Genomic DNA, 23,075 nt, shown 5'->3' with positions numbered 1-23,075 from the left:
GACAAAGGAAGAATAATAACTCCTAACTCCCCACTCAGCACTCAGCACTCCCCACTCCCTAACTCCCAGGTGCAACTAACACACTCACTGCGGCAGCTAAAGACGTTCCACACCAGTGACAGCCGATTTGGAGATTTTCTGGTGGGGAAACTTTATGACATTTGGGACATTCTAAGCCATAAATTCCTGGTGGTGGTGCTGGATGGTGGTTATGTCCGATATTCACTGGTAAATGAGGATTTCCTATTGGTGGCTGCGGTGGCATCAAAATTGTTGCGGGAATGCTACCTGAAGAAATAACAGTAACTTTGAGTTGTACTTGTCCCAAAGAGATACTAATCCCTTCAGTTAAAGGCATTTCTCCTTGAACTAGTTGCCGTCCATCGACAAGGGGGGGATTTTGCGATCGCAAGTTCCTAAGATAAAAGCGCTGTTGCTGGGGATGAAAAAATATTTCGATGTGCAGACCAGATACAGTAGGATTACTCAAAACAATGTCGCACCGGAGTGGATCGCGACCGATGCGGACACTGCCAGGATTTTTACTTGGCTGTTGTTCGTAAATGTTCTGAGTTTTATCTTGACCTGCATCATGCCACTGTAAAGTTAGTGCGTTCATTGTTCTAACTTCCTAACTGGTATTTAGCTACTTCAACTTTCTTCTGTGCGATTCCTAACATGATTCAGCAGGTGCAAGCAAGTATTTAGCAAAAACTTCAATAACTTTTTTTTTCAAGAGAACAAGCCGACTTTGGTGTAATTGTCTAGAAGTCCCAATTTCCATCTGAATTCCTCTCCTTGTCTCCTTGTCTGCTTGTCCTTTTCTTCATCTGGCTGAGGCTAATTTATCAGCAATACGTGTAGTTTCTGGCAACCGATATTTCGGTGTGCAGCGTAATACGTAATCAATTGCTGTAGGTAGGCTGATTCGATGACCGCTGGAGACATATAGGGGTTTTACTCCTGTACGCGATCGCAAAACTGCTCCAATTATTTCACCTTTATCTATGAGCGATCGCCAGTTACCTCTGGTTTCTGGTAATTCCTCGTGCTTACCGATGAACAATGACTTAGCTACACCAATTGTCGGTATATCCACAAGTAACCCCAAATGGCAAGCTATACCGAATCTGCGCGGATGGGCAATTCCCTGACCATCACACAAAATAATATCTGGTGTTGTTTTAATTTTCTCCAAGGCATCAAGGACAGCTGGAATTTCCCGAAATGAAAGGAAACCAGGAATATAAGGAAAGATGGTAGGACGGTGTGCTAGCCTCGTTTCAATTACCTGCAAATCAGGAAAACTCAGTACTGCCACAGCTGCACGGCTAATGGTTCCATCGGCTTCAAAACCCATATCCACACCAGCAACGTACTCAATAGGTTCTGGCAGTTGATCTGAGGTAATTACTTGATTTCGCATCTGCTCTTGGATAACTATGGCTTCTTCCACTGTCGAAGGCCAAGTATGATATTGATAAATCTTCATATTTAAAATTGGAATTAAAATTGATTAATTAATCCAAATATTCTCATGACTCTTTAGCTATTCTGAGTTCTGAATTTTGACTCCTGAATTCTTCAAATATTAAAGCTTTGGATCGTCAATACTAACATCATAATGTTACTTAAGTCTGTCAAAAGGGAATCCTGAGAATATAAGTTTATTCTTTCAGATTTTTTCTTTTACTGGTTATGACACAGCCAAATATTCTGCAACTTGCAAAACAGGGAGATGTACAGGCGATCGCATCTCTGATGAATCGCCATCTACAACCCAAAGGAATCACTGCAAAAGTTGCCTTCCAAGATACTTGCTTAGAGGTAATGCTAGAATCTGTCCAAGTACCAAATCAGCAAATCTTGGTTGTATTTGTCCGTAGAGGATTAACTAACTTAGGGGCTGCATCTATTGCCAGGGTGAAGGTTTACGGACAGCAAATAAGTAAAGAGTTTCCCGCTTGGAGTCAAGAATTTGATTTAGGTTTAGCGGAAGCTGACCAAGAACTAGAGGATGATGAGCAATTTGTCAATAATCCTCAGATTCTAACTATTTCTATTAACTTTAGTGGCGATACTGCACAGGGATTAACAAACCAAGATTTTGAATTTATTGCTAATCAAATTAGCACTGATATTTTATCCTCTTGTAATGATATTTTTATTCAAAAAGTAAGTATTACTAATGGTAATTCTGTAATTACAAAGGAACGTTAGTTCAAGACGCAAAAAATTAATCACAATAAACATAATAAAATAATTAGAAAATTTATGAATGAATATGTTGTATTATTTTTGCCTGTAAATGGGGAATCCTAAGATAGACGATGTTTTATTATTTATTCGCCTTTCTTGGTTATGACACAGCCTAATCTTTTAGAACTTGCTAAGCAGGGAGATACACAGGCGATCGCATCAGTAATCAATTATCTTTTGCAACCCAAAGGAATTACTGCAAAAGTAAGCTTGCAAGATGGTTGTTTACAAATAATGCTGGAATCTTTTCAAGTACCGGAGCAAGAATTATCAGTCACTTTTATTCATAAACTAATAATAAAGTTGCAAGCCACGCGTATTAAGTCTGTAAAAATCTATGGAAAAAAAGCAGGACAAACTTCAGTAGCTTGGATAGATTATTTAAATTTGACTCCTGAGAATGACGAAACTAAAAAACATTCTAGTTTTTTAGAAAAACTAAAGGGAAAATACGAAGCCCTCTGTCAAATCTGGCCTATTTGGTTTCCTTATCCTAGTTCTTGGTTCAGGGCGATTATTCTAGTTCCCATAGCATTTCCTGGAACACGTTTAATAGTCTTTGGATTTGTGGCAATGTTTATATCAGTTTGGAGCAAGAGTACCATACTATTAATATTTTCTGTTTTATTTGGATTGTTAATACCAACAATTTTTTTAGCTTTTGTTTACCATATTTTTTGGTTTATTTGGCAAAAGCCTAAATCATATAATAAATTATCTAAATGGATACCTAGTTTAAGTAGCTTATGGGCAGGTTTCTATGGCACAGTCGTAATGGGATTATCTTTTATATTAATCCTAACTATCTTTTCGCCAGCGATCGCACTTATGAAAAGTGTGCCTTCTTCTAGCCCAAATTATGCAATCGCCCAGCAAAAAATTATAGAGTATCAAAAAAATCTCAACTACGCTGAAAAAATGTTGTTAGAGTATAGAGGTCACTGACAAAAATTACTCAGATTCTTCACCTAGATAAGATTGGTGACTGTGGCGAACATGAAGAATTGCTACAATATCTTCTTCAACGAGAAACAAAACTCGATATTTTCTTCGTTTTCCAACCCATAGTTGCCGAATTTCACGACCAATCACTGGTGTTTCTGGTGCTATGCTACAACGATTAGGAAATTTTTGAAGCGAATGGATAGCATCTTGAAGTTCGTAATACCAGTTGTTGGCTACTTCAGCACTCAGATTGTCGCACATCCAACGATAAGATGTTTCGATTTCTTGAAAAGCAGTAGGTTGAATGAGAACCTGGTAACTCATGGGCGAGGCGGAATGCCAAGTTTATATTCTAGGGTTGCTAAGGCTTCCTGTGCAGGAATTCCTTCACCCTGGTCAAACTCATCTAGTCCTTTACGAATACCTACTATTGTTTCTAAGTAATCAATGCGTTCTAAGAGTTCTCTGTATGTGGCTTGGTGCTGTTTTGGGGATGTTTTGAGTGATTTCAAAAACCCAAGTAGTTCCTCTAGCAGTTCGTTTGGAGTGTTGTCAATTTCTTGTAATAGCAATTCTTTGATCGTCATTACAGTTAATAGATGAGATTTATGTTTCTAGTATAGCGATCGCCCCTGAAAGCTAAACTAGAAATACAAATGCCATCGCTCTACTCACTAATTGCTGCTTCTAACCAGATTTCCACATCATCTGCTAATAGTTTTTGTGCGGCTTCTAGCATTGATGCGGCGATATCTTTGAGGTCTTCACGATTGTTCAAGTAGGTTTTTAAGGCTTCCATTGGATCGATGCTACTACTTGCAGTTAATTCGGGAATCCGGGGGCGAGCTAATTGACTGATTAATTCTGCTTGAATGGTATAGGTGTGAGCTGAACTTAAAGCAGTATGTAGAGAGGAACTGTCAATTAAATCCATCTGTTCCGAGCGGAGTTTGTAAATTAGCCGCACTACAGCATCTTCAATATCATATTTGGCGATCGCTTTCATTAACACCGCTTGGGGATCGTCTGCTTTGGAGACATCCACCTCAATGGTGCAAAAAGTCCGGACTGTTAACTCACAAAATTCCCATTGTGCGTTACCCCGCTCCAGTTCGATCATTACATAGCCTTTGTCTTCTTTCTCTTCGCTAAAATCTACCCGTTCAATACTTCCTGGATAAATCACCGGCGGGTTGTTGGATTTATTCAAATTTTGATGACGATGCACGTGTCCTAACGCTACGTAATCAAAACAAGGTCGCGTCAGCAAAGATAGCGGTAGAGTAAAGCCTTTACCAACTGCTAAAAAGCGTTCTGCACCTAAGGTAGCATTATCAGCCATCAAGTGAGCCAAAAGCACAGTTGGCACATCGGGGTCAAGACGACGAACTTCCCCTTCCAGAACAACTCGCAGACGTTCTGTCAATAGTTGATTGACTTCTGCCAAAGATAAACCCTCAGTCTCTTGGCGAGTCATCAGGGTAGAACGGGTCAGCCAAGGGAGAGTAATTACTTGCACCTTGCCATTGCGCGTTTCGATACAGTGAGTAGTCACGGTATCACCTACAACAAAACCATGCACTCCCAAGGTGCGGTAAATACATAAACTCGCGCCTCCTAATCCTTGGGAATGTTGGTCGTGATTCCCCACCAACAGCACTGTTGGAATATCGGCATCCACCAGACGGCGAAACTGGCTAGCAAAAGCTTGTTGTACATAGGGTGGTGGTGTCGCATCCGGGAAAGCATCGCCACCAAATATCACCATATCTACGGCATCGGCGATCGCTCGGTCAATACATAAAGATAAGGTATTGACAAAATCCTCCAATCGTGTATTTAATCCAGTCGCCGGATTAATTCGTCCGTGGGAAAAGCCGCTTCCCATGTGGATATCAGAAAGGTGGAGGATTTTAATCATATTTTTCCTTTGTCCTTGGTCATTTGTCAATTGTCCTTTGTCATTTGCTGTTTGTGAATAGCTAATGACCAATAACTAATGACCAATGACTAACGACTAAATATGAATTCCACATTCTGTTTTATCACTTCCCCGCCAACGTCCAGCGCGTTCGTCTTCACCTTCGCCTACTTTGGTAGTGATTGGCTGGTCGCCGATGCTGGGATAGCCTTGGTCATGTAGAGGATTATAGATGACTCCATGTTCGGCGACGTAAACCCAGCTATCTTGACGTGTCCAGGTAGCGATGGGGTTTACTTTCAGCCGACCCTTACCGTCGAATTCAAATATAGGCATATTCGCACGGGTTACTGCTTGGTCACGGCGGCGTCCGGTAATCCAAGCGACACTGTTGAGTTCGTCTAGACCTCGTAGCAGTGGTTCAATTTTTGTAATGTGGTGGAATTTGGCAATATCTTTGTCCCAAAGTTTGTCGCCGTACTTGGCTTCAAAGGCTTCGCGGGTGTCTAAATCTGGAGTTTTGTAAGTTTTCAGATCCAGATTGTATATATCGTTGGCTCTAGCTACTAGTTCTAAACTTTGGGGGAAATGGTGCAGGGTATCGAGAAATATTACAGGAACCGGATGCTTCAGTTCACTGTACAGAATATGGGTAATTATCATGTCATCCACATTAAAGGCGCTGGTTTGCACCAGTCCAGTTGGGATGTTCTCTATAGACCACGCCAAGATTTCTTTCGGAGTAGCAGCTTCAAATTCCTGATTTAATTTTTCTAGGTCAAAAGCGATCGCTTGGTTTTTAGATGCCGTGGAAACTGTCATGATAATTTTCTGTTCAAATATTTTTACCTTGATTAAGATTTATTTTACTCCATAAAGGCGCATATTCCGCTAGGAGATAAGGTAATTATTTGGTTCGAAAATTACTACATTGTGGGGAATGGGTAGAGAAGTTTTAGTAAGCTGATGCGCGTCTTAAAGTATATAAACACTCTTGATAGTCGTTGACTATTCACTGTTGACGGGTTTTCAGTCAACAACCATTAGGTAAATGTACAAATTAAATGCGTAACAGCTTAAGTCTTTATTTTTGCTCTGCGCCCTTTTGCCTGTTGCGAATGCCCAGTAAAAACCATTACACAAGAAAATGCTGAAGTTTTTACTAAGAAATTTTAAGCTTTTTTAAGTTTTACAGCGCTTTTATGGATATTTATACTGATGTTGATATGGTTAAGAAACAATTAATAAAAAGGATTTTACTTAAATGAAGAATTCAAAATTACGTAATCCATTAAGTGAATCTATAGTTATGGGCGCTTTGATTGCCTTGACCAGTGTTAGCATCATCACAATCATGAACGCTTTCTAAGATAAAAATTCTAATTTTAGTAATAAAACTTTACAAAACCCTGCTCAAAACTGAGTAGGGTTTTTACATTTTTACAGATAAACTTGCCTATTCGCACTGGTTAAAACTGTACTACCTACCTAGTGAGCCACTGGTGCTTTCGCTCCTGCACCGCCTTTACCCAGAAATAGCAACAGAGGTAAGGAGCAAAGGAACCCTACCCCTACCACTCGAAAGCAATCTGCGTAAGACAAAACAGCAGCTTGAGTATCTACTGTTTGACTTAATAAAGCTAGTGCTTGTTGTTGAGCTGTTGTCGCATCTATACCTTGACCTTGGAGTGCGCCGTTGAGCGCATCGAGGCGTTGACTAGTTTCTGAGTCATAAGGACTAAGTTTTGCTAACAGGATGGCTCGATGAAAAGCTTCTCGGCGGTCAAGCAGAGTGGTGAGTAGAGCAATGCCAATACTACCACCCAGTTGTCGGGTGAGGTTGTAGAAACCAGAAGCAGCAGAAATATCTTGTTTGGGTAAGGGGCCTAAAACTGCCAAACTCAAAGGGAGAAACATCAACACAGTAAAACCCCCACGCCATACCAATGGCCAAAATAAATCATCTATACCAGTTTGTGGGGTAATTGCTGCTAGTTGAAACATGACTCCAGACGATCCCACAGCGCCCATTGTAATTAAAAATCGGGCATCAATTTTACTGGACAGTTTGCCTAATAAAACCATAACGATCGCCGACGCTAAAGCACCAGGCGCTAACAACAGTCCTGTCTGCGTTGCCGTAAAGTGCAGCACACTCTGAGCAAATATCGGTACAGCAAAGAGTGTGCCATAAAGCCCCATACCCACCACTGCTGAAAGAACGCTTCCCGCAGCTAAAGAACGGTGGCGCAAAACTCTTAAATCCACAGCCGGGTGATCTGTTTTTAGTTCTCGCCAAATAAACAAGCCCAAGCCGATAAAACTAGCGATCGCTAACGTAGTAATAAAACTAGAGGAAAACCAGTCGTCTGTCTCTCCTTCCTCTAATAAAGTTTGCATACAACCAATAGCAATCACCAAAAATCCAATCCCAAACCAATCGACGGCTTGACTTTGTGTCTTGCTTTTATCTTTATTTTTGGGCAAAAACATCACTGACATCGCCACTGCAACGATCCCGAAGGGAATATTAACAAAGAAAATCCACCGCCAGCCCAAACCATCCACCAAGAATCCGCCTAAAGTTGGTCCGATGGCTGGTCCAGCAATGACACCTACCCCAAAAACTGCTTGCGCCAAACCTTGTTCAGCTGGTGGAAAAGTCTCGAACAAAATCGCTTGTGCTTTAGCCAGTAATCCGCCACCACATAAACCTTGAAGGATTCGAGAAATAACTAGCATCGGTAAATTCAATGCCAATCCGCATAAAACCGAGGCAATCGTAAAGCCAACCAACGAGAAAATGAAGTAGGTTTTGCGCCCAAAGTAATCTCCCAGCCATGCAGATAAGGGAATTAAAACAACATTGGCGATCGCATATCCAGTTACCACCCAGCCTACTTCAGTCACAGTTGCACCCAGACTGGCTTGGATGTCAGTTAGGGCAACGTTAACAATACTAGTATCAATTACTTCTAAAATTGCGCCAAGAGAAGCGGTAAAAGCGATCGCCCACTTCAAAGGCCCCTGCACATAACCAAATTCATCAAAAGTCGAACGTTTAATATTGGTAGCCATTGTTAGCACAAATAATATTTGCGAGATGTCAAAGCTATGCCTGGATTGGGGGACGTTAAAGCTAAAATTAAGTTTTGTATGTATACGCTACGGTAGCGTATCATATTAAAACGGTCAAGGGAGACTTCAATGAAAAGCAGCAAAAATACTTATGCTAAAGATGGATGGTCACTCCTGCTGTTTTCGTGCATAAGAATTGGGTTATAGAGCTTATTTGTTCTTATCGGCTATGTTCTATGCCCAAAGTTAGAAGCAAATTACCAAGAAGATATTGCTTGGGGACGATATTTTTATGAGTAACCAAATCAACAGCCCTTCTGGACGCCCACGCAGCATCCACGCTGACCAAGCTATTCTCCAAGCGACTTTGGATTTGCTTGCAGAGGTAGGATATGAAAGTATGAGTATAGAAGCGATCGCTTCTCGTGCTGGAGTTGGTAAAACCACCATCTATCGGCGTTATACTTCCAAAGAGGAATTAGTTGCGGACGCTATAGAAAGTCTGAGAGATGATGTAGCGATCCCCGATACTGGCAGCTTTTGGGGAGATATGGATATCCTCATCAAGAACGCAGCCAAAAAAATAGATAGTTCCCTTGGTCGTCAGACACTTGCGCTGATAATTAGTACAGCATCTAGCAATCCTCAGTTTGCCGAAGTTTACTGGACAAAATATACAAAACTGCGACGTGAAGCCTTTGCTCAAGTACTTGAGCGCGCCAAGTCTAGAGGCGAAATCCACAACAATGCAGACGTAGACTTAATTATCGACCTTGTGAGCGGGTCATTATATTATGCACTCATCTTCAAACCCACAACTGAGCCAGTAGAAGCATACATGCGTCGTACAATGAATCTTCTCCTCAAAGGTATTAGTGCTGGTTAAAAGGGAGTCTCATATCTTGCCCCTCTACGTACAAACCCAGGGAACATAAAAATATAGTCAATAAAGCTACCTTGCTTTTATAAACTTTTATCCCTACATCAAGGGTTTTGATTTAATACTGAGTATTGAAAATTCATCAATTTTTATTGGTGCAAGATGTGAGGAGTGGGGAGTATGGAATGAGGGAAGAATTTTCTTATAAGTTCTCACTCCCCATTCCCCATTCCCCATTCCCCAATCCCCAGTCCTCATTTCCAACTTGTTGCCAAAATAACTTTCCATCATAGGTCAGAAATGAGATGATAGAGAAATTAGAGAAAAAGGTGAACAATTGTTATTTTTCTCCCTCCGCTTCTGGTTGCAGAATGGCATCGCAATATTTGATAAGAGTTGTCAAGCGATCGCTAATCGTTTGAAGTCTCGTTTGTGCAGTCGATGCTTGCCGCGCTCCTTGGAAAAACATTACATCTATTTCCAACAAGCGCAGTTGCTTACTCATCTCCGTTTGATAAGACTGCACTTGCCAGTTTTCATCAGCCAAAGGCACAATCTGCTCTCCGAAAAATTGCTGCAACGAGGCTACACTTTGTCGCAGTTCGGGTGCAGCGATTTCGGTAGTTGTGGCATCGGAGCGTAATTGCTCAAGCAAGGTTACGAGTGCCAAATATTTCTCACAGTTTAAAGACATCCGGTGCTAGTTAAGATAGTATTAATGTCAAGTAATTTTTCTTCTACAATAAACTTTCTTAAACACTTATCAGCACTAGAAGCCTCAAATCATGGTTTGAGGCTTTGTTTGCCTTTCTTTATGATCCTTAAAACTCAAACTGGATGAATACCCAACGCTGCCCTATCGGCAATTGGAAAATCATTCCGACACTGCTTTTTTCACCCGTCTCTGGGCAACAGCATCTTCTCACGGCGATGCTGCTAGTTTTATTTATCATTCACTTAATCTACCGATCCTGTCTAAACCCAATTCTATGAGCAGTCTAGCTATAAATTCATCAGTTGATCTAGCCATTCCGGAATGGTTAAAAAAATGTTTGAAGGAGTCATCGACAACTAGCGCCGAAGCGGAAGATGACCGAAGGCATAATGATGCAGTGTTGATTGGTCGCGCCTTTGAATTTGCTTACCAACTGCATCAAGGTCAATACCGCAAATCTGGAGAACCATACATTGCTCATCCCATCGCTGTAGCTGACTTGCTGCGTGACTTGGGAGGCAGTGCTGCTATGATAGCAGCTGGATTTCTCCATGATGTCGTTGAAGATACAGAAGTTACTAGCCAAGAAATAGAAGAACGCTTTGGCCCAGAAGTACGGCAATTGGTGGAAGGTGTCACCAAGCTTTCTAAAATCAATTTCACCAGCAAAACCGAAAGCCAAGCCGAAAACTTCCGGCGGATGTTTTTGGCAATGGCGCAAGATATTCGGGTGATTGTGGTGAAATTGGCAGATCGTTTGCATAATATGCGAACTTTACAATATATGTCAGAGGCCAGCCGCCGCCGCAGCGCTCAAGAAACGCGAGATATCTTTGCCCCTTTAGCTAATCGCTTGGGAATCTGGCGGATTAAATGGGAACTGGAAGATTTGGCTTTTAAATATTTGGAACCAGAAGCTTTCCGCGAAATGCAGGAACATGTTTCCGAAAAACGGACGGCGCGAGAAGAGAAATTGGCCAAAGCTACAGATATTTTGCGGGAACGTTTGCAGCAAGCCGGCATCATCTTTCAGGATATCAGTGGTCGTCCCAAACACCTTTATAGCATTTACCAAAAAATGCACCGCCAGCAAAAGGAATTTCATGAAATTTACGATTTGGCTGCGTTGCGGATTATTGTGCAAACGAATCAGGATTGCTATCGGGCGTTGGCGGTGGTTCATGATGCTTTTCGCCCAATTCCTGGGAGATTTAAAGACTACATTGGACTGCCAAAGCCTAACCGTTACCAGTCGTTGCATACTGGAGTAATTGGGTTAACTGGTCGTCCTTTGGAGGTGCAAATTCGGACAATCGAAATGCATCACATCGCCGAGTACGGGATTGCCGCCCATTGGAAGTATAAAGAAACAGGTGGTTCTAGCATTAGCCATTTGACAGGTACAGATGACAAGTTTACTTGGCTGCGGCAACTGCTAGAATGGCAAACCGATCTCAAGGACGCCCAAGAATATCTTGATAGCGTCAAAGATAATCTATTTGAAGATGATGTCTATGTCTTCACCCCTAAGGGGGATGTTGTGCCTCTAAGTCCTGGTGCTACAACTATAGATTTTGCTTATCGCATTCATACAGAAGTGGGGAATCACTGTGCAGGGGCGCGGGTGAATGGGCGAATGGTGCCACTGTCAACACGGCTTTGCAATGGCGATATTGTAGAAGTTTTAACCCAAAAGAACTGCCATCCGAGTTTAGATTGGTTGAACTTTGTTCGGACTTCGGCGGCGAAATATCGGATTAAACAATGGTACAAGCGATCGCGCCGCGAAGAAAATGTCGCCCGTGGAAGAGAATTATTAGAAAAAGAACTTGGTAAAACTGGCTTTGATAGTTTGCTAAAGTCGGATGCAATGGAAACTGTGGCCGAAAAGTGTAACTATCACAGCGTGGACGATTTACTTGCCGGTTTGGGTTACGGAGAAGTGACGTTGAACCTAGTGTTAAATCGTTGGCGAGAAGTGGCCAAGGGACAACAACCAGTTTCCACAGTGGCGCCATTTATCCCCAAAGAACCAAGTACATCAAAAGCTTTGCGAGATGCGCCTCCAACTACTTCCCGCGCCAGTGATTCGCCTATTGTTGGGGTAGAAGGCTTGGTGTATCATTTAGCTGGGTGTTGTACCCCGATTCCTGGCGAACCAATTATTGGTGTGGTGACGCGAGGTAGGGGGATTTCAATTCATCGCCAAGGCTGCCATAATCTGGAGAGTGTGGAGTATGAGCGCTTAGTACCAGTCAGATGGAACCCAGGCGCGGAAAATAGCGGTCGTCCACACACATACCCAGTAGATGTTCAAATTGAAGCCCTCGATCGCGTCGGAGTGCTAAAGGATATTTTGTCACGGCTGAGTGACCAAGGGATCAACGTCCGCCATGCTCAGGTGAAAACCTCTACTGGTCAACCTGCATTGATGGACTTAGGAATAGATATACGCGATCGCTTTCAATTAGAGCAAGTGTTTGTGCAAATTAAGAAAATGAGCGACATTTTGAATATCCGCCGCGTTGGTCAAATTGACGAGTAAGTATCTCAATTGATAGGGTGCGTTACACTGCGTTAACGCACCAATTTAAATGATAAAAATTTGCCATTCATACAGCAAGAAAAATTAAAGGAACCTCTCAATTCATTTGCAATCGGTGCTGAAAAATTAGAGATTCACAAGCTGATAAAGTACATCGGGATCAAGTATCATTCCCCTATCTTCAGGAATAAAGTTCTGTACAATAGTTATCTCATCAGTTTGATGAATGGTAACAGTATGTTAACGTCGATAAACTTGGTAATACTTCTCACGTAAACCACCTGTAAAATCGTATTCTGGAGCATATTGTTATCTCTGATATCAGGTTGTTCAAAATTAACCTTGTTCATAAACTTTTCATTCTGCATATGTATATACTAAGCTGATGTGCGTCTAAAGTATATACACACTCTTGAGGGTCGTTAACTGTTGACGGTTAATGGTTAAAAGTCATCAGGTAAATGTATAAACTAAATACATAACAGCTTAAAAGTTGTTTCCACCGATGTACTGCGTACCTCAGCGATAATGGATGATTAATATTGATTAGTGTATTTATATTATTCCAACTCCCATGCAAAATGTATTTCCCGGAGAAGTATTCGCCAACACTGCTGATTTTGATATTGGTATTCGTCAATTATTACCACGATATGATGAGTTTCTGGAGGTAATTACCCGTTGTGTACCTTCCACAAGTCGGCGTATTTTAGAATTAGGCTGTGGTACAGGTGAACTTACTCTGAAGATACTCAAGCGGTGTCCAAATGCTCAAGTAATTGCCGTAGATTACTCACCTCGAATGTTGCAATTTGCCCAAGATAAAATTACAGCAGCAGGATATCAACAGCAGTGGACTGGTATACAAGCAGATTTTGGCGACTGGACAAATAATCCAGAGAAGTTCAATATTGGTAGCGAATTTGATGGTTGTGTTTCGTCTTTGGCAATCCACCATCTTCACGATGAGATGAAATTGAAGTTATTTGAGCAAATTGCTGCTAGCCTGACTCAAGATGGCTGTTTTTGGAATGCAGATCCCACTTTACCAGAATCACCAGCCTTAGTAGAAGTTTACAAGGCAGCACGAGAGGAATGGGCAATTCAAGAAGGAATTAGTTTGACAGAGATTGGTGCTAAACGTGGCATTATTAGCACCGAAGGTTACTCCAGTCAAGATCAGCTAGCTACTTTAGATGACCATTTACAAATGTTAACAAAAGCTGGATTTAAAACTGTGGCAGTACCTTGGAAATATTATGGTTTAGCAGTATTTGGTGGCTGGCTGTAACAAATTTAGATTTTGGATGCCCGAATTTGCCATTTATAAAAGACTGAGATTGCTGACTTCTTTGAAAAGTCAGCAATTTTGTGATTCATAAATAATTTAGGATTGCTATAGTAACAAAACAGCAATAAATAAGATTATTATCCTTGATAAGAACTAATATATAAACGCATTCGATCTGTAAAGGAGGTCTTGCTGACTGACGCAAAGATTTTGGCTGAAACTTGCGGTAATTAAGCTTACCTTATGCTTTTATGAAATATTTCTACATCAAAAGTACACCATAAGAGTACTATTCATCTTTCCCATACTTATCTAAAAATAGGAGTAGAAAGTTTTCTGAAAAAACCAGGAACACATGATTTGTATTCGTTTTTCTAGTTTTTTGAAAAGTGGAGTTAAAACCACTGTTTGCCATCACTTAGTTTGAAAAGGAGAATATATTGGATGGCTAGAAATAAAAAGAAATCAGCTGGGTTTAAGAATGAGCATCCACTTTACTCTAGATGCCCTATTTGTTGTATTGTCCCGCCTCACATGCTACAAAATGTCGTGGTGAATGGGAATCCCCAGCAGCGTACTTGGGCTTTTCATACATTAAATATTTCGGCACAATTTCTGGGACGGAGAAACGTCGTAGGTAATGTCTCATTTGCACCTTCTCCCGGTGAGAAGCGCCGCACCATCTACGATGCGAAATATGGACAGCAACTTCCTGGTACACTAGTGCGAGGTGAGGGAGATCCACCAAGCAATGACCCAGCCGTGAATGAAGCCTATGATGCGGCTGGTGCTACTTATGACTTGTTTCATGAGATATTCGATCGCAATTCTGTTGACGACAAAGGACTGCGTTTAGATTCCACCGTGCATTATGGCGTTAAATATGACAATGCCTTTTGGAACGGCGATCAAATGGTTTATGGTGATGGTGACGGAGAACTGTTTCAACGCTTCACCACATCAATTGATGTGATTGGGCATGAGCTAACTCATGGTATAACCCAATATGAAGCGGGTTTACAGTACTATGGTGAACCAGGGGCACTAAATGAATCATTTTCTGATGTCTTCGGTTGCCTAGTAAAACAAAAGAGCAAAAATCAGACAGCACAAGACGCAGATTGGTTGATTGGCCAAGGTCTTTTAGTACCGACTGTCAAAGGTGTAGCCCTGCGCTCCATGAAAGCACCGGGAACAGCTTATGACGATCCAGTATTGGGTAAAGATCCTCAACCAGCCCATGTGAAAGATCAATATACTGGTACTGATGATAACGGTGGGGTGCATATGAACTCAGGCATTCCTAACTATGCCTTTTATTTAGCAGCTGTTGAAATTGGTGGCTATGCCTGGGAAAAAGCTGGTAAAATCTGGTACATAACTTTACGCGATCGCTTAAATGCCAAAGCAGATTTTAAAAAAGCTGCAAACGTCACCATTCAAGTTGCTGGGGAACTCTACGGTAATGGTAGTGATGAGCAAAAAGCTGTGCAGAATGCTTGGCAAAAGGTAGGAGTTATCTAAGAGGATGTTTGAAAAGTCCTCTTCTTGGTAGCAAAACGTTTTAGATCCCCCTAAATCCCCCTTAAAAAGGGGGACTTTGAAAGGTTTTGCCCCCATTTTTAAGGGGGTTGGGGGGATCAATAAGTACCTAAAATCACAGCCAACCACTTTTCAAACAACCTCTAAGAGTTAGGAGTTATGAGTGAGGAGTTAGAAATAAATGGTTTAATACCTTCCACTCCCTAATTCAACACTCAGGATTGATAAATCTCTTGTGTATTGTTGCTAAAGTGGGAGATAAGAACTATCACCTCCCACTTTAAGTATTTATCCCAACTAAATAACACAATGGAGAGCAAAAAATGCGGGTATCCTTTGAACGCACAGGTGGCTTTGCTGGAATTAGCAAAAAGACAACCGTTGATACAGATACTCTCCCGCCACATGAAGCTGCGACACTTCCCCGACTAGTGGAAGTTGCTGATTTCTTTAGGCTACCGGAACTAATTACTTCGGCAAATCCCCAGAGCGATCGCTTTCAATATAAATTAACAGTAGAAGATAACAACAAACAGCATACGGTGACTGTCAGCGAAACAGCATTGCCAGGAACTTTAAGACCCCTGATTGAATGGCTACAAAACACAGCACAAAAAATATAACTTGCCGAAAAAATTAAATAAATACTGACATAAATCCTAAATTTATCAGGGTATTATGAATAAACCAATCAAGCGAGCTTTTTTAGACACCGAAGACGGGCAGATTCTTTACCGGATTGGTGGCGAGGGAAAACCTCTGCTTTTACTTCATCAAAACTTCCGAAGTAGTGACGAATTCCGGGAGTTGATACCAATCTTTGCTCAGAAAAGACTAGTCATGGCTATGGATTTTTTGGGATTAGGAGATTCTGATAAACTGTCAAGAATGTATTCAATTGAAGATTACGCAAAAACTGTTATTTTACTGCTAGACGAATTAGGCATAAAAACCACAAGTCTTCTTGGGAACCATACAGGTGCTTGTGTAGCAGCCGAAGTAGCAGCAGCTTATTCTGAACGAGTCGAAAAAATTATATTATGTAACTTAGATAACTTTAGCGAAGAGGGAAAAGCAGCTTTATCCAATAAATTTGAACATCTCAAGATACAAGCAGACGGTTCCCATTTGATGCAAAGATGGTCAGCCAGAGCAAGCTATATAGGTTCTCCGGAGTTAAATCACCGTTGGGTTTTAGACGATTTAAAAGGTTTTGGCTATCCTTGGTATGCACCTTTGGCTGTTATCGACTACTGCCAAAGAATGGAAGCAAGATTTAGTTTAATTAAGTCTCCTACTCTCATATTATCTGGTACAGAAGACGTAAAACAATTAGAAAGACTAGGGTTTGCTAATGCAGATAATAGGGAGTTTATTTTAACAGCAATTCCTCATGCAAAGATGATTGATATTGAAGGCGGAACAATATGTATGATGAACCAAATACCTGAAAAAATATCAAAGATAGTAATGGGGTTTTTAGAGGACAATTAACTGATAACAATATAATATAGGACTCATATTTGATTTCTGAAATATACGTGGTGGCGTGGCAAGGCTAAATGTGTGCATTAAGAAAAAAGTAGAAAACATTGATTTATCTCAATTTTCTCAAAAATCTATTGCACTATTTTAGTCTTGCCACGCCAGCAGGGTGCGTTAGCCAAAGGCTAACGCACCAGTTAACGATTGAGGTGCGTTAGGCTACGCCATAACACACCCTACAGATAGTTTAGATTTTTTCAGAAATCAAATCGCACTCCTATATCAAATTCGTAACAAGAAGGATATGAACAGGAGAAATTAGAGTTGTGGGTGAAGAGAATATAAATTTTAATTCCGTAGCAGAAGACAAAGTTGATGATTTTTTAAATGTAGCTTCTGTAAAAGAAGATTGGGGTGGAGATGGTAGAGGAAACTTGAATTTATCGGGAAGATGCACGGCAATATCGAAAGAGTACATACCTCGTAAGCATCAATTTTTTAACACAAATGCTGTGCCTGAAGAACCAGGATGGCGAATCAGTGGAATGCCAGATGAAGTATTAGTAGGAAGAAGAAGATTGTTGACTTGGCATGATTGTGGCGCATCTACTTCAAGAGTAGTACTACCACCCCAATTTAAAGCGCCATCTGGTATCTTTACAGCTGATTTGGAAATTTTTATTCTTGCTGGTGAAATTCAAGTTGGTGAATGGCGACTAGATAAACATTCTTATTCCTTTATTCCCGCAGGGGTAATGATAGAATCTTGGAAAGTTTTAGGCAAAGAACAAGCGGAAATCCTTTGGATGGAAAATGGTCCAGTCCCACTCAAGTACCAATATGCAAAAACTAATCATCCCCATGCAAGAATAAGTGAATTTATTCCTGCATTGGATAGCAAATTGTTGCCTTGGAATAAGACAGATACAGTTCAATTTGAAGTAGCAAAAAAGAAGTTTTTAAGGAAACATAATAACGGCGGTGGAACATGGTTACTTGCCATCTTGCCACATTATGACGGTCACTATGGAATCATTCAATCATATAATGAAGAGGCATTTGCTTTGGCTGGATATTGTGACATAGGAAATTATCGGTTCGCAAAGGATCACTTAGGCTATTGTCCTAGCTATGATACTTACCCTAGACACAGAACAATTGATGGATATTTATCTTTTGTTAGGGTTGATAGGGATATATCCCAACTTGCAACAGTGTCTTCATATGGGCATATTAAAGAATAGGGATTTTAAGCGATCGCATTTATGTGGAGATTACTCTAACATCTTTTCAAATAACGTCCAGTGGGGGAACCCAAAACCTGTCCATTGTTGTAAATCAAATTTCCACGTAAAAAGGTACTTTTTACCCGTCCAGTTAACTCCATTCCTTCAAAGGGTGTATAACCTTGTTGTGATTCCGACTCAGCAGCACTTACCACAAAGGTTTCATTGGGGTTTACCAATACCAAATCAGCATCATAGCCGATCGCAATATCACCTTTTTCTAACAAACCAAAGCGCCGGGATGGGTTCCAAGATAGCAACTTAGCCATGTGGTTGTAGGACATTCGCCGCTTCCTACCTTCACTCAATACACCAGAAAGCAAATATTCTGTACCGCCAAAACCAGACTTTGCTAACCAAATATTATTCGGGTCTTTTGCACTTCTTTTTTGTTCCGCAGAACAGCAGGCATGATCGCTAACTATCCAATCTACTTGATGGTTTAGTACTGCTTGCCATAAGTATTCCACATCAGCACGGGGACGGATAGGAGGATTTACTTTTGCCCAAATTGTATTAGGGGTATCGACATCTAATAGCAAATGTCCAACAGTAACTTCTCGCCGAAAATTGATATGAGGAAAAGCAGTTTGCATAGTCAAAGCTGCTTCCATTGCTTTACGCGAACTTAAATGCAACAAATTTATATTTGCACAGTTAGTTTCATGTGCCAAATAAGAAGCAATACAAATTGCTAAACCTTCAGAATGAGGAGGACGGGCTGCACTGTAAGCGTGTAATCCGCTAAGACTAGAATCGGTTTCAACTATTTTTGTATAGGCGTTGAGAATTTCTGCTACTTCGCAATGCAAACTTAAGCTGATAGTATCTCGCGCTTCTGGATGTTTTTCCATTAAGCGAGTTAGACCACGCATGATAAATTCAAAATGGGCGAAATCGTATCTTTCCTCTTTGTTAATCATTAAAAAGAGGTTTTGTTGGTCTGACAAACCATGCAAACCATATCCGCCATAAAACATAAATATTTTAAAGGAAGATACACCGTATTCTTCAAACAATAAAGGTATTTCATCGATATGCTGATTGGCTATAGGTGCAATGTGATAACTGTAATCAACAAAAAAATTACCTGCGGATAAAGCTAAGACTTCCGGAAAAAAATCTTTATAAGAACCGCCTTTATTCAGATAATACTGCCCTGTGCGGATGTAATTTAGACTGGTAGTCACGCCTCCCATTGCGGCTGCTTTGCTTTCAGTGACAGCATCTTTGTCGAGGGGTTGATAGATACCGATGTGCATATGAGCATCTACGACCCCAGGAAAGCCCAGTAAGTTTTTGCCATCAAATACCTCTTTGCCTGTGTTTGGGCTAATATTAGAGGCAATCTGAGCAAATTTTCCGTCCTTAATGCCTAAATCAAGTAGTTCAATCGCTTCCTCATGGGGACGAACTACCCGCACATTTTTGATAATTTTATCTAATACGGGAGTTTCAGACACAGTAAACCTCACACTAAAATGAGCTTAGTCAGTAATTCCCACATCCTACCGGGATACAGACTAAATTCCACCACCATGTAACGCTTTTTTATGAAATCATCTTCAGGAGAAAAGATAATGGAAAGTTTTAATGAATATCATATAGACCCAAAAGAATTTACTTTTTTAAAAAAAATTCAAGATAATTGGCAAGTGATTAGAGATGAATTTACACACTTTATTAAAAATGCATCTCAGGAAGAGTTAAATTTTACTTACGAGATTCTAGGACCTAAAAGTAAAACGATTAAAACCAAAGGTAATTCTAAATACAGTGCTTTTGGTATCTTATTTCAAGGGCTATTTATTGATAAATATATTGAATTTCATCAAATAAAATATGTTGAGTATGGGTCAAATGAGGCATCAGAAAAAGCATTTATATTAAGAGAAAAATATTTTCCCAATTTGGCTAATCTGATAGAAAAAGTAAACTTAAATCATGATGAAATTATCAGAAACGTGTATTTTGGTACATTCCATCCAGGGTTGGATATCAAACTACATGTAAACTATAACCCTCATATGAATCGTGGCTATTTAGGGTTAATTGTGCCAGAGGGGGATATAGCGATGAAAATATGCCATGAAGAGCTTTATTGGCATGAAGGAGAATTCATGGTTTTAGATCACAGCTATCCACACTGTCCGCATAATTATACAAATTACGATCGCACTGTCTTGGTTGTAGACTTTTTTAAACCAGATATGCCTAGAGAAAAAGCGATCGCCTTTGAGAGAGAGCAAGTCACACAACGTATGCAAGATAACCCTTATAGTTTAGGTGTTTTTGGTAAAAGCGACAAAGCTAAGGAAGAAGATTTTATTAAGTATGGTTTAGCTCATCAATTAGAGTGGGATAAAGCCTTATAAAACAATGGGACGGGTGCGAACACCCATCCCACAAGAAAATTTAGGATGTTTTTTTATCTTCAATTAGTCATGGTGGGTTGGACAAATCGCTTAATTTCACCACAGGCAATATAAGATTTGCCATCGGGTGCTGTTTTGATTTCATCGACGACGTAAAGCATTCCTTCTTCCCGAACCGATCGCGGAAAACGCATATTCCAATCTGGTTCATAGCCGTCGGAAACGACTCTAGCACGGAGCTTGCTCCCATCTTTGACACACTGAACGAGAATACCATCCTTTGTATTGTCAGTTGTCGGCAGGTCGGCGGCACTAGCAGGTCCTTTGGATGCTTTGCCTGTGTTAGTTGACCTCGATTGCCTATGGGCAACAAAGTTATCTGCTTCACCTGGTCGAGTCAGACGAGTGATGTTACCACGGACACGGTAGAAAGTATTATCGCTGGAAAGTTCCAATCCTTCAACTACATAGCGTGCGCCCTCGGCACGAATAGCGCGGGGAAACTGGACATTTTTACTTGAATCGTAGCCGTCGGACATGACTTTGATCCGCAGTTTACCGCCTTCACGCAGACAGTGTAATTCAACGCCAGAACCCACTTCATTGACAACCGGCATGGCGTATACTTCATCGCCAGTCGTGACACCGCGACCTGCTAAATCGGTGCGGTTGCGTGTCATTGTTTGGTAACTCTGATCCCGCAGTTCTTTACGTCCGGCATTACCCAGAGCTTTTTGGGCAATTCTCCCCGCGAAATACTCTAGCTGGTCTATCTCTTCTGCAATTTCAAAATTCTCATTTAGCCCCTTATCGCGTAATTCTTTCACCAGCGCCCGAAGGATTTGTTCGGCTTCCTCATGTCTGCCATGTTCAGCTAAATTGAGGGCTGTCTCTTTGGCTTTAGCGATGGTGAGGCGGCTTAATTCTAGAATGATATGGCTAGAAGAGGCAAGAGCAGCTTCTTCTACGGTGCCAACTTTGACGACGACATCTGCTGTGCCTGAGACATTTTGAATTACGTCATTTTGCACAACATCGGCGGTGTAATGCAACTTCATCAGAGGTAATTCGCCAACTTGAGCAGAGGATATCTCTAAACTCAATCCCAAAAGTTTGTCTTCGCCTTCGTAAAGTTCGCCTAAAGCGATCGCTGTTTTACCACCTTCATGACTAACTTTAGCCAAACTTAAGGTATCTACAAGGCTGACACCATCAGCTAACTCAAGTGTTACCTTGAGATTTTGGCCTACCACTGCTCTAAGACTGTCTAACTCAATGCTAAATACTTCAGTTGCTTCATCGATGCTCTGAATAAAGTAGAAGTTGCCGTTAGCAGCCCTCGCCATCCCAATCAAAAGGTCTTCATTGAAACCCTGAGCGAAACCTAAAGTAGTTGTGGTAACGCCTTCCTCAGCTTTTTTCGCTGATGTCGTGGTCAATATTTTCGGGTCTTGAATCCCCATATTGGCATGACCATCGGTAAGCAGCAGAACACGATTGATTTTTTGGGGGTCGAGTTGCGTTTTCACATGTTCGCAGCCTTGGAGCCATCCCCCAGACAAGTTTGTAATACCCCCTGCTCTTACCTTTTGGATGGAATTTTTCAGCGCCGCTTTGTTACTCACAGACTGGGGTGGAATAACGGTGTCCACGGCATCGTCGTAAACAACCACCGAGAGAATGTCTTGTGGCTCAAGTTGATCTACCACAGACTCAGCAGCTTTTAGTGCATGATGCAAAGGACCACCTGCCATTGAGCCTGAGCGATCGATTACCAGAGAAAGGTTAAGGTTACGTCGGGGAGATTCAGCGATGTCAGCACGAAAACGCAGCAGAATATTAGTCTTTAATGAAGATCCTGCGGGTAGAATTGCCTGGTCAAAGTCGTAACTTATCTTGAGCATTTTTTATACGCCTCCGATTTATCTGCGATCAGCCTTAAGTCTTATGCCGTATGGATAGCCAGTGCTGTTTTTAGTGTACCCAGAAACCAATGTGTTCCGTATTCAGAGGCAAATTTAATGTAAAGTTTTATAAGAAGAATTCAGGAGTCAGAATTCAGTATGAATTCTCTACGACTGGGTAATGAATATTGGTTTAATTACGAATTATTTTAAAATCTCTGCCTACGGGCGGGCGAGACGCCACCCCACAAGAATTAGTTGAGTCTTTTTTTTCTGGAAGTCCCTAAAAAGGTTCAATGTTCCAGTAAAAAGGTGCAATGTTCCAGTAAAAAGGTGCAATGTTCCGGCAAAAAGGTGCAATGTTCCAGTAAAAAGGTGCAATGTTCCAGTAAAAAGGTGCAATGTTCCGGCAAAAAGGTGCAATGTTCCGGCAAAAAGGTGCAATGTTCCAGTAAAAAGGTGCAATGTTCGAGTAAAAAGGTGCAATGTTCCAGTAAAAAGGTGCAACGTCCGAGTAAAAAGGTGCAACGTCCGAGTAAAAAGGTGCAAACTTCCTATCCCCCTCATCACCTTGGGGACGCAAAGATACACCAAAGCTTAGAGGTTCTTTGAAAAGTTCTATGTTGTGATATTAATCGAATGATTACCCCCCTTAATCCCCCCTTATAAAGGGGGGAAACAAGAAAATCCGGTTCCCTCCCCTTTATAAGGGGAGCCACTGCGGTCTTGGGGTTTCCCCAAGTGGAGCAAGTGGCGTGAGGGTTAGGGTGGGGTAAAAGAATATTTGATACATCAATCATGACTTTTCAAACATCCTCTTACAAGAACCGCTATATTCAGAACAATAAC

General features: G+C 41.1%; 20 protein-coding genes. 10 read left to right on the top strand and 10 right to left on the bottom strand.

What is annotated here, in order from left to right; genetic code table 11:
- Positions 1-58: 58 nt before the first annotated feature.
- Together ACFG4S_RS15415 and nfi are read right to left on the bottom strand one after the other, a co-directional pair.
- A complete protein-coding gene (locus ACFG4S_RS15415; protein WP_392535617.1) occupies positions 59-619 on the bottom strand; it encodes an FHA domain-containing protein in 561 nt (186 codons plus the stop codon).
- A gap of 207 nt (positions 620-826) precedes the next feature.
- A complete protein-coding gene (gene nfi, locus ACFG4S_RS15410) occupies positions 827-1,492 on the bottom strand; it encodes a deoxyribonuclease V (RefSeq protein WP_392535616.1) in 666 nt (221 codons plus the stop codon).
- Positions 1,493-1,698: 206 nt separating this feature from the next.
- Between nfi and ACFG4S_RS15405 the strand changes: the two genes are divergently transcribed.
- Positions 1,699-2,220 carry a hypothetical protein gene (locus ACFG4S_RS15405; RefSeq protein WP_392535615.1) on the top strand — a complete coding sequence of 174 codons (522 nt, stop codon included), beginning with the start codon at positions 1,699-1,701 and terminating at the stop codon, positions 2,218-2,220.
- Between the two features lie 141 nt (positions 2,221-2,361).
- Positions 2,362-3,204, top strand: a complete 843-nt coding sequence (locus tag ACFG4S_RS15400; RefSeq protein WP_392535614.1) for a hypothetical protein — start codon at positions 2,362-2,364, stop codon at positions 3,202-3,204.
- 6 nt (positions 3,205-3,210) lie between these two features.
- On the opposite strand, the gene ACFG4S_RS15395 is transcribed toward ACFG4S_RS15400, so the two are convergent.
- From ACFG4S_RS15395 to ACFG4S_RS15375, 5 genes are all read right to left on the bottom strand, one after another.
- The gene (locus tag ACFG4S_RS15395; protein WP_392535613.1) at positions 3,211-3,528 is read right to left on the bottom strand and encodes a type II toxin-antitoxin system RelE/ParE family toxin; all 318 of its coding nucleotides are present in this window, start codon (positions 3,526-3,528) and stop codon (positions 3,211-3,213) included.
- Complete coding sequence (locus ACFG4S_RS15390; protein ID WP_392535612.1) at positions 3,525-3,791, bottom strand: prevent-host-death family protein; 267 nt, start codon at positions 3,789-3,791, stop codon at positions 3,525-3,527. The genes ACFG4S_RS15395 and ACFG4S_RS15390 overlap by 4 nt, the downstream gene beginning before the upstream one ends.
- An 80-nt stretch (positions 3,792-3,871) precedes the next feature.
- Positions 3,872-5,125 (bottom strand): exonuclease subunit SbcD, encoded by a 1,254-nt coding sequence (sbcD, locus tag ACFG4S_RS15385; protein ID WP_392535611.1) that lies wholly within the window; start codon positions 5,123-5,125, stop codon positions 3,872-3,874.
- Between the two features lie 96 nt (positions 5,126-5,221).
- A complete protein-coding gene (gene cysH / locus ACFG4S_RS15380) occupies positions 5,222-5,947 on the bottom strand; it encodes a phosphoadenosine phosphosulfate reductase (protein ID WP_392535610.1) in 726 nt (241 codons plus the stop codon).
- A gap of 666 nt (positions 5,948-6,613) precedes the next feature.
- The gene (locus tag ACFG4S_RS15375) at positions 6,614-8,203 is read right to left on the bottom strand and encodes a DHA2 family efflux MFS transporter permease subunit (RefSeq protein ID WP_392535609.1); all 1,590 of its coding nucleotides are present in this window, start codon (positions 8,201-8,203) and stop codon (positions 6,614-6,616) included.
- A 292-nt stretch (positions 8,204-8,495) separates the two neighbouring features.
- Between ACFG4S_RS15375 and ACFG4S_RS15370 the strand changes: the two genes are divergently transcribed.
- Positions 8,496-9,089, top strand: coding sequence for a TetR/AcrR family transcriptional regulator (locus tag ACFG4S_RS15370; RefSeq protein ID WP_392535608.1), 594 nt, complete (start codon positions 8,496-8,498; stop codon positions 9,087-9,089).
- Positions 9,090-9,423: 334 nt separating this feature from the next.
- Here ACFG4S_RS15370 and patD read toward each other — a convergent pair whose 3' ends face one another.
- Positions 9,424-9,777 carry a heterocyst frequency control protein PatD gene (gene patD / locus ACFG4S_RS15365; protein ID WP_392535607.1) on the bottom strand — a complete coding sequence of 118 codons (354 nt, stop codon included), beginning with the start codon at positions 9,775-9,777 and terminating at the stop codon, positions 9,424-9,426.
- 295 nt (positions 9,778-10,072) lie between these two features.
- Between patD and ACFG4S_RS15360 the strand changes: the two genes are divergently transcribed.
- From ACFG4S_RS15360 to ACFG4S_RS15335, 6 genes are all read left to right on the top strand, one after another.
- Complete coding sequence (locus ACFG4S_RS15360; RefSeq protein WP_392535606.1) at positions 10,073-12,343, top strand: RelA/SpoT family protein; 2,271 nt, start codon at positions 10,073-10,075, stop codon at positions 12,341-12,343.
- 574 nt (positions 12,344-12,917) lie between these two features.
- The gene (locus ACFG4S_RS15355; RefSeq protein WP_392535605.1) at positions 12,918-13,634 is read left to right on the top strand and encodes a methyltransferase domain-containing protein; all 717 of its coding nucleotides are present in this window, start codon (positions 12,918-12,920) and stop codon (positions 13,632-13,634) included.
- Between the two features lie 444 nt (positions 13,635-14,078).
- Complete coding sequence (locus ACFG4S_RS15350) at positions 14,079-15,158, top strand: M4 family metallopeptidase (RefSeq protein ID WP_392535604.1); 1,080 nt, start codon at positions 14,079-14,081, stop codon at positions 15,156-15,158.
- Positions 15,159-15,499: 341 nt separating this feature from the next.
- Positions 15,500-15,799: a protealysin inhibitor emfourin gene (locus ACFG4S_RS15345; protein ID WP_392535603.1), complete on the top strand. Its 300-nt coding sequence runs from the start codon at positions 15,500-15,502 to the stop codon at positions 15,797-15,799.
- 55 nt (positions 15,800-15,854) lie between these two features.
- Positions 15,855-16,670, top strand: a complete 816-nt coding sequence (locus tag ACFG4S_RS15340; RefSeq protein ID WP_392535602.1) for an alpha/beta fold hydrolase — start codon at positions 15,855-15,857, stop codon at positions 16,668-16,670.
- A gap of 317 nt (positions 16,671-16,987) precedes the next feature.
- Positions 16,988-17,905: a DUF4437 domain-containing protein gene (locus ACFG4S_RS15335; protein WP_392535601.1), complete on the top strand. Its 918-nt coding sequence runs from the start codon at positions 16,988-16,990 to the stop codon at positions 17,903-17,905.
- A gap of 35 nt (positions 17,906-17,940) precedes the next feature.
- Here the strand turns inward: ACFG4S_RS15335 and ACFG4S_RS15330 are convergent, their stop codons facing one another.
- On the bottom strand, positions 17,941-19,410 hold the full coding sequence (locus ACFG4S_RS15330; protein ID WP_392535600.1) for an amidohydrolase family protein: 1,470 nt from the start codon (positions 19,408-19,410) through the stop codon (positions 17,941-17,943).
- A gap of 117 nt (positions 19,411-19,527) precedes the next feature.
- Here ACFG4S_RS15330 and ACFG4S_RS15325 point away from each other — a divergent pair, with 117 nt between their 5' ends.
- The gene (locus tag ACFG4S_RS15325) at positions 19,528-20,322 is read left to right on the top strand and encodes an aspartyl/asparaginyl beta-hydroxylase domain-containing protein (RefSeq protein WP_392535985.1); all 795 of its coding nucleotides are present in this window, start codon (positions 19,528-19,530) and stop codon (positions 20,320-20,322) included.
- A 59-nt stretch (positions 20,323-20,381) separates the two neighbouring features.
- Here the strand turns inward: ACFG4S_RS15325 and ACFG4S_RS15320 are convergent, their stop codons facing one another.
- Positions 20,382-22,226 carry a vWA domain-containing protein gene (locus tag ACFG4S_RS15320; protein ID WP_392535599.1) on the bottom strand — a complete coding sequence of 615 codons (1,845 nt, stop codon included), beginning with the start codon at positions 22,224-22,226 and terminating at the stop codon, positions 20,382-20,384.
- Positions 22,227-23,075: the final 849 nt, after the last annotated feature.

It is taken from the genome of Nostoc sp. C117 (genome assembly GCF_043099735.1).
Classification (GTDB): Bacteria; Cyanobacteriota; Cyanobacteriia; order Cyanobacteriales; family Nostocaceae; genus Nostoc.
This window is presented reverse-complemented; position numbering and strand designations above follow the sequence as displayed.

Excerpts from the sequence above, each read along its gene's own strand:
- ACFG4S_RS15360 (WP_392535606.1), top strand. The coding sequence starts at position 10,073 with ATGAGCAGTCTAGCTATAAATTCATCAGTTGATCTAGCCATTCCGGAA.
- ACFG4S_RS15350 (WP_392535604.1), top strand. The coding sequence starts at position 14,079 with ATGGCTAGAAATAAAAAGAAATCAGCTGGGTTTAAGAATGAGCATCCA.
- sbcD (WP_392535611.1), bottom strand. The coding sequence starts at position 5,125 with ATGATTAAAATCCTCCACCTTTCTGATATCCACATGGGAAGCGGCTTT.
- ACFG4S_RS15320 (WP_392535599.1), bottom strand. The coding sequence starts at position 22,226 with ATGCTCAAGATAAGTTACGACTTTGACCAGGCAATTCTACCCGCAGGA.
- ACFG4S_RS15375 (WP_392535609.1), bottom strand. The coding sequence starts at position 8,203 with ATGGCTACCAATATTAAACGTTCGACTTTTGATGAATTTGGTTATGTG.
- ACFG4S_RS15355 (WP_392535605.1), top strand. The coding sequence starts at position 12,918 with ATGCAAAATGTATTTCCCGGAGAAGTATTCGCCAACACTGCTGATTTT.
- cysH (WP_392535610.1), bottom strand. The coding sequence starts at position 5,947 with ATGACAGTTTCCACGGCATCTAAAAACCAAGCGATCGCTTTTGACCTA.
- ACFG4S_RS15340 (WP_392535602.1), top strand. The coding sequence starts at position 15,855 with ATGAATAAACCAATCAAGCGAGCTTTTTTAGACACCGAAGACGGGCAG.
- ACFG4S_RS15415 (WP_392535617.1), bottom strand. The coding sequence starts at position 619 with ATGAACGCACTAACTTTACAGTGGCATGATGCAGGTCAAGATAAAACT.
- ACFG4S_RS15395 (WP_392535613.1), bottom strand. The coding sequence starts at position 3,528 with ATGAGTTACCAGGTTCTCATTCAACCTACTGCTTTTCAAGAAATCGAA.
- patD (WP_392535607.1), bottom strand. The coding sequence starts at position 9,777 with ATGTCTTTAAACTGTGAGAAATATTTGGCACTCGTAACCTTGCTTGAG.
- nfi (WP_392535616.1), bottom strand. The coding sequence starts at position 1,492 with ATGAAGATTTATCAATATCATACTTGGCCTTCGACAGTGGAAGAAGCC.
- ACFG4S_RS15400 (WP_392535614.1), top strand. The coding sequence starts at position 2,362 with ATGACACAGCCTAATCTTTTAGAACTTGCTAAGCAGGGAGATACACAG.
- ACFG4S_RS15325 (WP_392535985.1), top strand. The coding sequence starts at position 19,528 with ATGGAAAGTTTTAATGAATATCATATAGACCCAAAAGAATTTACTTTT.
- ACFG4S_RS15370 (WP_392535608.1), top strand. The coding sequence starts at position 8,496 with ATGAGTAACCAAATCAACAGCCCTTCTGGACGCCCACGCAGCATCCAC.
- ACFG4S_RS15390 (WP_392535612.1), bottom strand. The coding sequence starts at position 3,791 with ATGACGATCAAAGAATTGCTATTACAAGAAATTGACAACACTCCAAAC.
- ACFG4S_RS15405 (WP_392535615.1), top strand. The coding sequence starts at position 1,699 with ATGACACAGCCAAATATTCTGCAACTTGCAAAACAGGGAGATGTACAG.
- ACFG4S_RS15345 (WP_392535603.1), top strand. The coding sequence starts at position 15,500 with ATGCGGGTATCCTTTGAACGCACAGGTGGCTTTGCTGGAATTAGCAAA.